Source organism: Lentzea nigeriaca, assembly GCF_016907955.1.
In the GTDB taxonomy this organism is placed as follows: domain Bacteria; phylum Actinomycetota; class Actinomycetes; order Mycobacteriales; family Pseudonocardiaceae; genus Lentzea; species Lentzea nigeriaca.
This window is the reverse complement of sequence record NZ_JAFBCX010000003.1, coordinates 677,428-690,415: the sequence shown is the minus strand read 5'-3', so window position 1 is coordinate 690,415 and position 12,988 is coordinate 677,428. Positions and strand designations below refer to the sequence as shown.

The 12,988-nt window shown below is 68.2% G+C and carries 10 protein-coding genes; 1 reads left to right on the top strand and 9 read right to left on the bottom strand.

Annotation, left to right across the window (positions count from 1 at the left end):
* Positions 1-66 precede the first annotated feature (66 nt).
* Positions 67-228, top strand: coding sequence for a hypothetical protein (locus tag JOD27_RS14225; protein WP_204762665.1), 162 nt, complete (start codon positions 67-69; stop codon positions 226-228).
* Here the strand turns inward: JOD27_RS14225 and JOD27_RS14220 are convergent.
* The 9 genes from JOD27_RS14220 to JOD27_RS14180 all read right to left on the bottom strand — a co-directional run bounded on the left by JOD27_RS14220 (position 202) and on the right by JOD27_RS14180 (position 12,785).
* Positions 202-1,221: a LacI family DNA-binding transcriptional regulator gene (locus JOD27_RS14220; protein WP_204762664.1), complete on the bottom strand. Its 1,020-nt coding sequence runs from the start codon at positions 1,219-1,221 to the stop codon at positions 202-204. The two genes, JOD27_RS14225 and JOD27_RS14220, sit on opposite strands and share 27 nt — an antisense overlap.
* The gene (locus JOD27_RS14215) at positions 1,218-2,597 is read right to left on the bottom strand and encodes a GH1 family beta-glucosidase (RefSeq protein ID WP_204762663.1); all 1,380 of its coding nucleotides are present in this window, start codon (positions 2,595-2,597) and stop codon (positions 1,218-1,220) included. The genes JOD27_RS14220 and JOD27_RS14215 overlap by 4 nt, the downstream gene beginning before the upstream one ends.
* Positions 2,598-2,599: 2 nt before the next feature.
* Positions 2,600-3,418, bottom strand: a complete 819-nt coding sequence (locus JOD27_RS14210; protein ID WP_204762662.1) for a carbohydrate ABC transporter permease — start codon at positions 3,416-3,418, stop codon at positions 2,600-2,602.
* Positions 3,415-4,365, bottom strand: a complete 951-nt coding sequence (locus JOD27_RS14205; protein WP_307830132.1) for a carbohydrate ABC transporter permease — start codon at positions 4,363-4,365, stop codon at positions 3,415-3,417. The genes JOD27_RS14210 and JOD27_RS14205 overlap by 4 nt, the downstream gene beginning before the upstream one ends.
* 5 nt (positions 4,366-4,370) lie before the next feature.
* Positions 4,371-5,651, bottom strand: coding sequence for an ABC transporter substrate-binding protein (locus JOD27_RS14200; RefSeq protein ID WP_204762660.1), 1,281 nt, complete (start codon positions 5,649-5,651; stop codon positions 4,371-4,373).
* A gap of 196 nt (positions 5,652-5,847) precedes the next feature.
* Positions 5,848-6,870 (bottom strand): LacI family DNA-binding transcriptional regulator, encoded by a 1,023-nt coding sequence (locus tag JOD27_RS14195; RefSeq protein WP_239566977.1) that lies wholly within the window; start codon positions 6,868-6,870, stop codon positions 5,848-5,850.
* Between the two features lie 232 nt (positions 6,871-7,102).
* Positions 7,103-9,745 carry a glycoside hydrolase family 9 protein gene (locus JOD27_RS14190; protein ID WP_204762658.1) on the bottom strand — a complete coding sequence of 881 codons (2,643 nt, stop codon included), beginning with the start codon at positions 9,743-9,745 and terminating at the stop codon, positions 7,103-7,105.
* A 734-nt stretch (positions 9,746-10,479) separates the two neighbouring features.
* On the bottom strand, positions 10,480-11,772 hold the full coding sequence (locus JOD27_RS14185) for an alpha/beta hydrolase (RefSeq protein ID WP_204762657.1): 1,293 nt from the start codon (positions 11,770-11,772) through the stop codon (positions 10,480-10,482).
* A gap of 41 nt (positions 11,773-11,813) precedes the next feature.
* Positions 11,814-12,785: a LacI family DNA-binding transcriptional regulator gene (locus tag JOD27_RS14180; protein ID WP_307830124.1), complete on the bottom strand. Its 972-nt coding sequence runs from the start codon at positions 12,783-12,785 to the stop codon at positions 11,814-11,816.
* Positions 12,786-12,988 lie beyond the last annotated feature (203 nt).

Sequence of the window (12,988 nt, the reverse complement as noted above, 5' to 3'; positions counted from 1 at the left end):
GACAGTCGTGGCGCCGGTGTGACAACTCGCCCGAAAAGAGATTCACCTGTCGGTTTCGGGGTTCACGTGGCGAACGACTGGAGAGGCGAGCACGCCGTGGCCATGGCTCCCGTCGAACTCACGGACCCGTTGGACGGCGACATCGTCAAGGCGGGGCCACCCGTCACCCTGGGCGCGCGGGACGTGCGGGTGTTCACGGCGTCAGGCGCTGGCCCTGCGCACGAGTGACGTCGGCAGCAGGATCGACAGCGGCAGCTTCTCCTCGCCCGCGAGCTCGGCGAGCAGCCGCCACGTCATGGTGCGGCCGAACTGCTCCACGTCCTGGCGCACGGTGGTGAGCGGCGGCACCGCCGTCGCCGCCACCACCGAGTCGTCGAACCCGACCACCGCCACGTCGTCGGGAATGTGGTAGCCGCGCGCCTGCAGCACCATCATCGCGCCCAGTGCCATGATGTCCGCGGCCACGAAGACGGCGTCGAGGTCGGGTGCCATGTGCAGCAGCTGCTCCATCGCGAGCGCGCCGGCTTCCGGCGTGAAGTCGCTGTGCACCACCAGCTTCACGGCCAGTCCGTGTTCCGCGAGACCGCACCGCCACCCGCTGAGCCGGTCCATGCCGACCGCCATGTCGGCGGGACCCGCGATCGTGGCGATCTTCTCGCGGCCCAGGGAGATCAGGTGGCGCACCGCTTCCAGCGCGCCGTTGAAGTTGTCCGAGTCGACGAACGGCAGGGAGCCGCCCGCGAGCGGGCGGCCTCCCACCACGATCGGCAAACCGGTCTCGTGCAACGTCCTCGGCAGCGGGTCCTCGCCGTGCAGGCTCACGACGAGCGCGCCGTCGACGTGACCGCCGGTGAGGTAGGCGATCTGGCCCGCGCCGTCCGACGGCTGGTTCATCATCAGCAGGAGCTGCACGTGGCGCCCGGCCAGCTCGGCGTGGACTCCGCGCAGGACACCGGCGAAGAACGGGTCGGCGAGCACCCGGCTGCCCTGCTCGGAGATCACGAGCGCGATCGCGTTGGCCTTGCTGCCGGCGAGCGTCCGCGCGGCGTGGTTCGGGCTGTATCCGAGCAGCGCGATCGCGCGGTGCACCGCCTGCCGGGACCGCTCGCTCACGTACTTCTCGCCGTTGATCACCCGGGAGACGGTGGACTTCGACACCCCGGCCACGCGCGCGACTTCCTCGATGCGCGGGCCGGGGCGCCGACTCCTGCCTTCCGTCATGACACGGCGACCAACGCGTTGTCGCGGGCCACTCTGGCGAACCACCTCGCACTCATCTTCGGCGTGCGGATCTGGGTGTCGTAGTCGACGTGGACGATGCCGAACCGCTTCGCGTACCCCTCGGCCCACTCGAAGTTGTCCAGCAACGACCAGCAGAAGTAACCACGCAGGTCGACTCCGGCCTTGATCGCCGTGTGCGCGGCGCGCAGGTGCGCCGCGATGTAACCGGTCCTGTCGACGTCGTCGATCGCGCCGGCACCGGAGATGTCGTCGCGGAACGCGGCGCCGTTCTCCGTGATGTAGAGCGGAAGCCTCGGGTAGTCGTGGTGCAGCCGCAGCAACACGGCGGTGAGGCCGTCCGGCCTGACCTCCCAGTCCATGTCGGTCCTGGGGGCGTCGCGGCGGGGGAACGACGCACTCTTGACGCCCACCCAGGGTGAAGCCTCGTCGACGCTGCCGTTCGGCGAGGAGCTGACGTAGTGCTCGGTGTAGTAGTTCACGCCGAGCATGTCCATCGGCGCCGAGATCACGTCGAGGTCGCCCTCGCGCACGTTCTCGCCGAACCCGAACGGCTCGAGGTCCGCCAGGACGTCCGCGGGATACTCGCCGCGCAGCAACGGGTCGAGGAAGATCCGCTGCTGCAGTCCGTCGAGCCTGCGCGCCACGTCCAGGTCCGCAGGGTTCCGGGGATCGACCGGGATGATCGGGTACATGTTGAGGGTGATGCCCACCTGCGCTCCCGCGGTGGCGGAGCGGATGGCGTCGGTGGCGAGCCCGTGCCCGAGCAGCAGGTGGTGCACAGCCGCGACGGCCGCGCGCGGATCCGTGCGGCCGGGCGCGTGGACACCGGACGCGTAGCCGAGGAACGCAGAGCACCACGGCTCGTTCAACGTCGTCCAGGTGCCGAGCCGGTCGCCGAGAGCGTCCACTGTGGACGCCGCGTAGTCGGCGAACCGGAACGCGGTGTCACGGGCGGCCCAGCCGCCGGCGTCCTCCAGCTTCTGCGGCAGGTCCCAGTGGTACAGGGTCGGCCACGGCACGATGTCGTGCGCCAGCAACGTGTCCACGAGCCGCTTGTAGAAGTCGAGGCCCGCCTGGTTCACCTCGCCGCCGTCCGGCCGCACCCGCGGCCAGGCGATGGAGAACCGGTACGCCTTCAGGCCGAGCTCGGCCATCAGCGCCACGTCCTGCTCGAACCGCCGGTAGTGGTCGGCGGCGGGTTCGCCGCAGTCGCCGCCCACCACGTTGCCGGGAACGCGGCAGAAGACGTCCCAGATGGAGTCGGTGCGACCGTCGACGTCGGTCGCACCTTCCACCTGGAACGCCGCGGTCGCGGCGCCCCACAGAAAACCCTGTGGGAAAACAATGTTCTCCATTTTCACCCCTTGACGGCGCCCTGCATGACACCGGCGACGATCTGCCGCCCGAGCACGAGGAAGATGATCAGGACCGGAACCGTGGCCAGCGTGGTCCCGGCGAGGACGAGCGAGTAGTCGACGTAGTAGCCGCTCTGCAGTTTCTCCAGTGCGACCTGGAGAGTGGGGTTGTCGGCGTTGAGCACGACCAGCGGCCAGAGGAAGTCGTTCCAGGACTGCATGAACGTGAACACGCCGAGCATCGCGGCGGCGGGGCGCGCGGCGGGCATACCGACGTGCCAGAACGTCCGCCACAGGCTGCAGCCGTCCATTCTGGCGGCCTCGACGAGTTCGTCGGGCACGGCGTCGACGAGGTACTGCCGCATCCAGAAGACTCCGAACGCGGTGACGAGGTTGGGCACGATGACGGCTTCGAGCTCACCGGCCCAGCCGAACTCGGCCATCGCCATGTACAGCGGGATGATGCCGAGCTGCGTCGGCACGGCGAGCGTCGTGACGACGAAGAGGAAGAGGACGCCCCGGCCGCGGAACCGGAGCTTGGCGAACGCGAACCCGGCGAGCGCCGACAGCAGCACGACGGACACGGTCACGGTGCCGGACACGATGAAGCTGTTGCCGAGCGCCTTCCAGAACGGGATCGTGTCGAACACCCGCGTGGCGTTCGCCCAGAAGTTCCCGCCGGGGACGAGCGTGAAGTCGCCGGTCAGCACCGAGTTGTCGCGGCTCGCGACCAGGTACGACCAGTAGAACGGGAAGGCGGAGCCGAGCACGAAGGCGCCGAGCAACCCGTACACCAGGAACGACGGCCTGCGGTTGATCATCGCACCGCCCTCCTCGTGATGAGGAAGTTGAGTCCGGCGACGGCGATGACGATCAAGAACAGCACCCACGCGATCGAGGAGGCGTAACCGAGGTCGAGGCCCTGGAACGCGGTCTGGTAGAGGTAGAGCACGACGGTCTGGTACTGGTGTTCCGCGCCGCCGCCGCTCCCGCCGGACGGCTCGTACAGCTTCGGCTCGGTGAAGATCTGCAGGCCACCGATCGTCGACGTGACGATCACGAAGATCAGTGTCGGCTTGAGCATCGGCAACGTGATGCTGAAGAACCGCCGCAGCGATCCCGCGCCGTCGACGAGCGCGGCCTCGTGCACCTCGCGCGGGATCGCCTGCATGGCGGCGAGCACGATCAGCGCGTTGTAGCCGGTCCACCGCCAGTTGACCATCGAGGCGATGGCGACGTGGCTGCCGAACGTGCTGGCCTGCCAGTCGACCGGGCTGATGCCCACCGCCGACAGCACGGTGTTGACCAGCCCGTACTGCGGCCCGAACAGGTTTCCGAAGATGATGGTCAGCGCGACGAGCGAGGCGACGTAGGGGAGCAGCACACCCATCCGCCAGCCGGTGCGAGCGCGGAGGTTCTCGTTGAGCAGCGCCGCGATCGCCACGGCGACGACGATCTGCGGGGCGCTGGAGAGCACGAAGATGCTGAAGGTGTTGAACAACGCCTTCCAGAACTGCGCGTCCTGGAACAGCGTGCGGTAGTTGTCCAGGCCGATGAACGCCGGGTCGTCGGCGCCCACCTCCCAGTCGAAGAGCGAGACGTAGGCGGTGTACAGCAAGGGGAAGAGTCCGATCGCGCCGAACAACACGAAGAACGGCGCGACGAACAGGTACGGCGACACCTTGTTGTCCAGTTTGGACAACCGGTACCGCCGGGCCGGCTGCGGGAGGGGCTCCTGCTCCCTCCCGCGGCCGACCTCAGGAAGCACGGCGGTCACTTGGCCGCCTTCTCAGCGCCCTGCACCGCGGTGCGCCACGCCTCGTCGGCGTTCTTGCCCTGTTCCACCGACTGCAGCGCCGGGCTGAAGACGGTCTCCTGGATCTCGCCGTCCTTCGGGCCCTTGTACTGCGCGGCCGTGACCTTCTTGGCCTGCACCGCGAACAGCGCACCGGCCTTGACGTCACCGAAGTAGGCGTTCGTCTGCTCCAGCAGCGCGGGCGCGTCCAGCGCCTTGACCTGGCTGGGGAAGGTGCCCTTGGCCTTGAACGCCTTGATCTGCTGGTCAGGCGCGGTCAGCCAGGCGGCGAGCTCGGCGGCCTTCTTGGCGTTCTTGCTCTGCTTCGGCACGCTCAGGTACGAGCCACCCCAGTTGCCGCCACCGTTCGGGAACGCGTCGGTGACCGCCCACTTGCCCTTGTTCTCCGGTCCGGCCTGCGACTCGACCACGCCGAGCATCCACGACGGGCAGGTCTTGGTGGCGAACTTGCCGAGCTTGAACCCGGTGTTCCACTCGTTGCTGAACGCCGCGAGCCGCGCCGACTGCCCCTTCGTGACAGCACCGGTCACCGCGGTCCAGTCCGCCTTGATGTCGGAGTTGGTCTCCACGACCAGCTTGTCGTCGCGGTCGTAGTAACCGACCTTGTGCTGGTTGTGCATGGCGTTGAAGACCTGCGCCGCGCTGTCGAACCAGGCGACACCGGGCACCTTGGCGATGAACTGGTCACCGGCGGCGAAGTAGCTGTCCCACGTCGAGAACAGCGCCTTGACGCCCTCGGGGTCCGACGGCAGACCGGCCTGCTGGAACAGGTCCTTGCGGTAGCACATGGCGAGCGGGCCGATGTCCGTGCCGTAGCCGATCAGCTTGCCGTCCTTGGTGGTGACCGCGTCGGTCTTCCACTGGAGCCACCGGCCGTCCTCGATCTTCGGCCCGATCTCCTTGAGGTCGTTGAACTGCCCGGCCTTCGCCATGACCTGGCTCAGGTAGCCCTCTTCGATGGCCTCGATGTCGGCGAGACCGGATCCGGCGCCCAGCTTGGTGAACAGGTTCTGGTGGTGCGGCTGGCCCTGGCCTGTTTTCCGCTGTGTGATCTTCACGTCCGGGTGCGCGGCCTCGTACTCCTTGAACAGGTCCTCGTACCCGAACTCGTTGAACGTCGCGATCGTCAGTTCGGTCTTGCCGTCCGGGGTCTGACTTGCCCCTCCCGAGCCGCATGCGGTGGTGGCGGCGGCGGACACGGCGGCACAGATCAGCACGCTGACCCAACGCTGTCGCACGGGAGAACTCCTCTGGTCTCGGCGGTTTCTGGGAGCGCTCCCAGATGCGGAGGAGTTTCGCGCCGTGTCACAGGTGTGTCAAGGCTCACTCTTGGGTAGCAGTAGTGGTTGTCGCCTACTGTGCGCGTGTGACCTCGCGGTTTCCGGCGTGGGTCACGTTTTGAAAACCTGGGAGCGCTCCCAAATTCTGGCCCCGTCAGGCGCTGGCGCGGCGAACCAGAGTCGTCGGCAACAACAGCGAGGGCGGCAGTCCCGTTTCCCCGGCGAGCTCGCCCAGCAACCGCCACGTCATCGTGCGGCCGAGCTGTTCGACGTCCTGCCGGACCGTGGTGAGCGGCGGCGTCGCGGTGGAGGCGAGCAACGAGTCGTCGAACCCGACGACGGCCACGTCCTCCGGCACGCGCCGGCCCCGGGAGTGCAGCACCTGGAGCGCTCCCACGGCGATGATGTCGGCCGCGACGAACACGGCGTCGAGGTCCGGTGCCCGGTCCAGCAGCTCGGTCATCGCACGGGCACCGCTCTCCGGCGTGAAGTCGGCCTCCGCCACGAGATCGGCGGACATCTTCGCCTCGCCGAGCCCTCGCCGCCATCCGCTCAGCCGGTCGAGCCCGGCGGCCATGTCACGCGGTCCTGTCACCGTCGCGATCCGGTCGCGGCCCAGCGACACCAGGTGACGTGCGGCCTCGAGCCCGCCGGTGAAGTTGTCGGAGTCCACGAACGGGACGGAGGTGGAGCCGAGCGGGCGGCCGCCGACGACGACCGGGAGACCGATCTCGCGCAGCCGTCCGGGAAGCGGGTCGTCACCGTGCAGGCTCACCAGCAGCACGCCGTCGACGTGCCCGCCCGCCAGGTAGCTGACCAGGTCGTCATGGCCTTCCGGCTGGCTGAGCATCAACAGCAGCTGGATGTGCCGCCCGGTGAGCTCGGCGTGCACGCCGCGCAGCACGCCGGCGAAGAACGGGTCGCCGAGCACGCGGCTGCCCTGTTCGGAGACGATCAGCGCGATGGCGCTGGCCTTGCTGCCCGCCAGCGTTCGCGCGGCCTGGTTCGGGCTGTACTTGAGCCGGGCGATCGCCGCGTGCACGGCTTCACGGGACTTGGCGCTCACGTACTGCTCGTCGTTGATCACCCGGGAGACGGTCGACTTGGACACTCCGGCCAGCCGCGCGACCTCCTCGATCCGCGAGCCTGGCCGCCGGTGCCGGTCGATTTCCGTCATGTCGTTCATCGTAGGAGTCAGCGGCCGTCAATTCGAATGTGTACGAACTTCGCGTGTCGCCCACAGTTTCGCGTGTCGCCGACAGCTTCAGTCAGCTATGAAGCGTCCCAGGCATGGAGGCGCCCCCGGCACGACGCTGTGCCGGGGGCGCGGAGGGGACCCGGTCACGAGACCGGGGGTGGGATCGGCGCGGGACGCCTGGGCGCGCAGAACGTCCAGCGCCGAGATCTGGTCAGGGTTCCGCGCCCCACGCGAGCGTGCCCGCGGAGTAGGCGGTGACCCGGTCGAAGTCGGTCAGCGCGGCGCTGACCCGGTAGCTGTGGTCGTCGGCCTGGTCGAACGCGGACCAGTCGGACTTCGCCACCCGGAGCTGGATCTCGCCCGTGGTGGCGTTCGCGGCGAGGCTGCCGGTGGTGAAGGACACCTCCAGGTACGCGTCGGCTCCCGGCCGCGGGGTGGCGAGCTTGACGACCTGGACGCGAACGCCCGCACAGCCGATCTGCGCCCAGTCGCACCAGACCTGGTAGCCGGGCGCCGACTCCCCGGTGAACCAGTACCTGACGGTCGTCGTCGTGAGGCTGACCGGAGTGGTGCCGTTGTTGGTCACCTGGAGCGTCGCGCCGATCTGGTTCGTCCTGGCCGCGCTCGTTCCCTTGTGCTGTACGGAAAGTGTGCTCCTGACACCGGGCAGCGTGCGCACGCTCACCGGTGTGCTCGCGCCAGAGACGTTGCCCGCGGCGTCTCGCGCACGCACCGAGAACGTGTACTGCGTGTCAGGAACCAGGCCGGTGACGAGCAGGCTGGTCGTGGTCGCCGAACCGACGACGTTCGTGCCGTTCGACACCTCGTACCCGGTGACGCCGACGTTGTCCGTGGAGGCGGTCCAGTTCAGCGTCACGCTGGAGCTGCCCGCGTTCGACGCGATCAGTCCTGTCGGGACGGTCGGCGCCTCACCGTCGTCGACGATGCCGCCGGGCTCCTTGCCCCACAACGTCTTCCCGTCCTGCCGCAACACGATCCGGTCGGTCTGGGCGACCGTGTTGCCGCTGCCGAGCCCTGCGTACGACCAGTCGTTGGAAGGGTCCCACGTGCCGGTGCTGGTGATGCGGAACTGGACTTCCTTGCGGTACGCGGACTGCCCGGCCGGGGCGATGCCGGAGCACGGGATCTCCACGTAGTACACCGCGCCGCGGTACTGCATCGGCGCGCTCGCCGGGCCGCACTGGTTGTAGTTGGTGGTCACGGAGATCTGACTGGGCGTGGTGGCACCGTCGAGCGTGAAGAAGTAGCGCAGCGTGCCGTTGAACGTCCGCGCGGGCCACGCGCTCTTGTTGAGCACGAACGCCTTGATCTCGGTGAACTGGGCCGCGCTCTGGTTCACCGACGCCTGGACCGTCAGCTCGGGACCGTCCGGGGTCTCGGCGACCGGGAAGCTCGCGAGCGGGGTACCGCCGAACTCCTGGTACAGCCGGGCGAGGGCGCCGGTGAAGCCCGCGTTGTAGTCGAGCGCGACCTCGTTCATCACGTAGTCGTTGCGGCTGTCGGTGTAGGCGTCGTTGTTCGTGCTCGGGCCGCCGACCAACGCGCCGTAGAGCACGTGCCGGCTGGTGACGGGTTCCTGGATGCTGTCGGCCCAGGACCCGTGCGCGGTGCGGTGGTGCGGGTTGCGAGGCGAGCCGGCGCCGAAGCCGACGACGTAGCTCGCGTTGCGCGGGTTGTCGCCGAGGGCGTAGTTCACCTGCCGCACGCCGAAGTCGTGGTAGGTCCTGGCACGTGCACTGTCGCGAGTGGACAGCCAGTCCGAGTACACCAGCGCCGTGAACGCGGTGTTGGCGGCGTAGCGCAGGGAACCCCAGCTGTCGAGCACCGCCTGGCCGCCGGGGGAGTAGCGCACCCGGTTGCCGTTGTAGCCGGTGGTCCAGAAGTCGAGCCAGCGGTTGGCGTCGGTGATGTAGGTCTGCTCGCCGGTGAGCTTGGCCATCAACACGTAGGCTCCGTAGGACTTGTCGTCCCACGCGATGGTCCACTTGTAGGAACGCTCGGAGCTCTGCGGTTCGGTGCCGAGCTTCTGGTACTCCGTCTTCGCCTTGGTCAGGTAGCTCGCGTCACCGGTCGCGCGGTGCAGCCAGATCGCGCCCCACACCAGCTCGTCCTGGTAACCGCTCCACGAGTTGTAGAAGTTCGCGGCGTCGGTGATGCAGGAGCTGTACTTGCCGCGGTAGGTGTCCGCGAACGAGTAGAGCTGCTTGGCGTGGGTGAGCAGTGTGGCCGCGTAGGTGGGATCGGTGTCCTTGAAGACCATCGAGGCCGACGCCATCGCGGCGGCGTACTCGCCCGCGAGGTCGGAGCCGGGGCAGGAAGCGTCCACTTTGTACGAAGGACGGGCCATCGGCATGACCTCGGCCGATCCCCACCACGCGTGGTCGGGATTGCCCGCGCCGACCTGGCCGTAGACGACGTTCGGTGACGGGTGCGCCTTGATGATCCAGTCCGTGCCCCACCTGAGGTTCGCGAGCAGGTGCTTGAGCTGCCCGGAGTCCGCGTAGGCCGCCCGGTTCTCCACCGCGCCCCAGGCGAGCATCGACATGCTGAACGCGAATGGCAGCCCGAACTTCACGTGGTCACCGGCGTCGTAGAACCCGCCGGACAGGTCGAGCCCGACGTCGGAGCCGTCGCGCAGCGCCGAGTCCGCACGCCAGCTCACGCGGTTGTCCGCCGGGAGCTTCCCCGACCTCTGCGCGTCGTAGAACCAGATCGACTTCTGCAGCGCCTCCGCGTAGTTGAACGCCGGCGCGGCTTCTGCTCGCGGCACCACCAGGGCGGTGAGCACCACGACGATCGCGGTGGTGAGGGCTCGTGACCTGAGACTGAGCACTTGAGCCTCCGATGGCAGGGATTCGGATGCTTATGGGAGCGCTCCCAGTTCGGGCCGACTGTAACGGTCACGAAAACATTCCGGAAGAGGCGCCCTCTGAACGCACTCGTAATGCCGACAGCTGGCCCTGGCGCGTCGGCCGAATGTCGGCGCGGTGTTGTGCCGAACGGGTTCACGATCGTTCAGGTGGCAGAAAGTATCCAGCCGCCGCGACGCTGAGCCGTTCAGCACAACGAATTGTGGCCATTTGCCGTAACTTTTCCGTCGATCATGCCACGGCCGCGGTTGATCACTTTCCGTCGCACCTCACTGGAATGGCGCAGTGAAGCGGAATCGGAGATACGGTGCGTATCGCAGCTGGGCCGTTCCGGTATTGTGCTGACCGGAATGCCGTGAAATCGACCCTTCCGGCGATCACTCCGGGTAAAACCCGAAATTCACTCGGACATCGACTCTTGTTCGACGACGCTTCCCGAAGCCTGTTTCCGGCCGTTACAGTCCGTTTTCACCTGGGAGCGCTCCCAGGTCCCTGACTCGGGGTCGGCAGGGATGCGGACTGACACGGTGCGGCGTCGTGGAGGTCACCTCGCATCCCGCGACGGCAGCGCGGCGGCCTCTCACCGTTCTGTTCCCCGGCGTCGAACGGTGTCACTGCCGCTCGGCCGTCCCGGCCCCGCCGAGCGCTCCCTCCGGACATGAGTTCCGGAGGGAGCGCTCCTGGACAAACCACCTGACTACCTCGTCAGACCCGTTTTCGCGGCCATCCACGGCAACGAGTCGTAGAGCCCCGGCCGCCACACGTTCCAGTCGTGCCCGCCCGGCAGTTCCTTCCACTGCACGTCCATCCCCGCCTTGCGGCAGGCCTCGAACACCTCGGCGTCCGCTTGGTGGTAGAGCGCGTCACCCTTGCCCGCGACGATCACACCCGCGGTCTGCGGGAACCGTTCGCGCGCAAGGATGTCCATCGGGTTGACGCGGGTGAACGCCGCTTCGTCACCACCGAACGCGGCTTTGACCGTGTCCTGGCGGGTGCCGAGCGACGGCTCACGCTGCCCGGTGAGGTCAATGAAGTTCCCGTACACGTCCGGCGCCCGCACGGCGAGCTGCAGAGCACATGTTCCACCCTGGGAGAAACCCGCGATGGTCCACGCTTCACGGCGTTCGTCGACGGTCAGCCGCCGCTTGATCCACTCGGGCACCTCGCGCGCCAGATAGGTTTCGGAGCGGCCCAGCTTCGAGTCCAGGCAGAGCGGGTTCGCCATCCGCGCACCGAGCTGGTCGGCCACGACCACGATCGGCGCAAGACCGTCGTGCTCACGCGCGAACTCGTCGAGCCGCTCGGTGAGCCTGCCCGCGTCGAACCAGTCGCGCGGCGACCCCGGTTGTCCTGGAAGCAACACGACGACGGGCAACCGCGGGCGGGGCGTCGCGGCGTAGGCGGGCGGCAGGTAGATCCACGCCGGGCGCGCCTTGAACACCCCGGGGATGTCCGCCTCCGACACCGTGCCCTTCTCCGGCAGATCGGCGGGCTTGTGCCACACGTCGGCGAGCCTGCTTCCCGCGGGCAGCACGCTGGAAGCAGGCTTCGCGGCCTCGTCCAGGTCGACCCGGTTGTTCGTGAACAGCTCGAGCACAGCACGCGACGTGGGGTAGAAACCGAAGTACGCGTTCGCCGCGGTGAGAGCGCTGGTCATGGCGACCAAGGCGAGCACCACGCTCAGCACCCGTGCGTACCACCGCCCGGCGCGGAGCCGCGCGATCGCCAGGCACCCCGCGAGCAGGGCCACACCCGTCCACACCACGAGGATCGCGGGCAGCGGTTCTGGCCACGGCTTCCACACGTGGTCGACCACGAGCTTCAGACCGATCACGGCCAGCACGCACGCCGGCACGACGGCAGGGAGGATCCGGGTCCACCAGCTCCGGCCGCGCCGGATCGCCAGGGTGAGCAGTGCGAGCGCGCCGGCGACGGTGGCGGCGGTCGGGATCGGCCCGTTCGTCAGCGACAGGTCCAGTGGGTTGAGCATGTGGTCCGTTCGTCAGGAGGTCGACGATCACCAGTATCCCTTCACGCACTCGACTCGCGGATCACCAACCGGCACGGCTGCCGCAACACCCCGGACGCCGTCGTGCCGTCCAGCGCCGCCAGCAGGTGCCGCGCCGCCGTCTCGCCGAGCTGCTGCAGGTTCAGATCAACTGTGGTGAGCGGTGGCTTGCTGTCCGCCGCGAAGATCTCCCAGTTGCCGTATCCGACGATCGCGACGTCGTCGGGCACGCGGCGACCGAGTTCCACGAGAGCCTGGGCGGCGCCGCTGGCGATCTGGTCGTTGCCGCAGAAGATGGCGTCCACTTCGGGCGTGGTGGCCACCAGCAACCGCGCGGCGTGTCTGCCCCAGTGCTGCGACCATTCGCCGTGCAGCGGCTGACCGCCGGCCAGCCGCAGGCCGTGATCGTGCAGGACGGCACGCGTCGCGGTGGCGCGGTCGCGGGCGGTGCGATAGGACTGCGGGCCGGTGATGTGGGCGATGTGCTTGCGGTGCAACGCGATCAGGTGTTCCACGGCGAGCCGCGTGCCGCCCTCGTCGTCGGACACCAGACAGAGGTCGGCCGGGTTGGTGGACCTGCAGTGGACGTACACCGCGGGCACCGGGATGTCGGCGCTGAGCGACAGGTGCGTGTCGTTGCTGTCGCCCACGATGATGAAACCGTCCACCTGGCGCGCCAGCAGGGTGCGGAGGTAGTGGTCGCGGCGGATCGCGTCGCCGCGCGTGTCGCACAGCAGCACCGACATCTCCTCGTGTGACAAGGCGTTCTCGGCGCCCAGCAGGATCGGGATGGCGAAGCGGCCGTCGAGCTCGTCGGTCAGCAGGCCGATGGCTCGGGTGCGGCCTGCCACGAGGCCCTGCGCGAGAACGTTGGGGCGGAAGGACAACTCGGCCGCCGCGCGCAGCACGCGGGCACGGGTCACGGCCGCCACCTCGTCGCGGTTGTTGATCGCTTTGGACGCGGTGGCGATCGACACGCCCGCCAGCCTCGCCACGTCCCTGAGTGTGATCGCGTCCGATCGCCGTCTCCCCATCGAAATCCTTTCGAACGAGATTCGACTGCTCATTCGACGATTTCTGCGACTTCCGGCGCATTGTCGAAATCGTTTTCGATCTCCAGAGTGGGTTAGGCGGCAAAGATGCGCAACACCCAGTCGGGCTCGCTCCATCCACTTAGGACGGACGTGGTGCGGCCGTG

Excerpts from the sequence above, each read along its gene's own strand:
- JOD27_RS14220 (WP_204762664.1), bottom strand. The coding sequence starts at position 1,221 with ATGACGGAAGGCAGGAGTCGGCGCCCCGGCCCGCGCATCGAGGAAGTC.
- JOD27_RS14215 (WP_204762663.1), bottom strand. The coding sequence starts at position 2,597 with ATGGAGAACATTGTTTTCCCACAGGGTTTTCTGTGGGGCGCCGCGACC.
- JOD27_RS14210 (WP_204762662.1), bottom strand. The coding sequence starts at position 3,418 with ATGATCAACCGCAGGCCGTCGTTCCTGGTGTACGGGTTGCTCGGCGCC.
- JOD27_RS14195 (WP_239566977.1), bottom strand. The coding sequence starts at position 6,870 with ATGACGGAAATCGACCGGCACCGGCGGCCAGGCTCGCGGATCGAGGAG.
- JOD27_RS14185 (WP_204762657.1), bottom strand. The coding sequence starts at position 11,772 with ATGCTCAACCCACTGGACCTGTCGCTGACGAACGGGCCGATCCCGACC.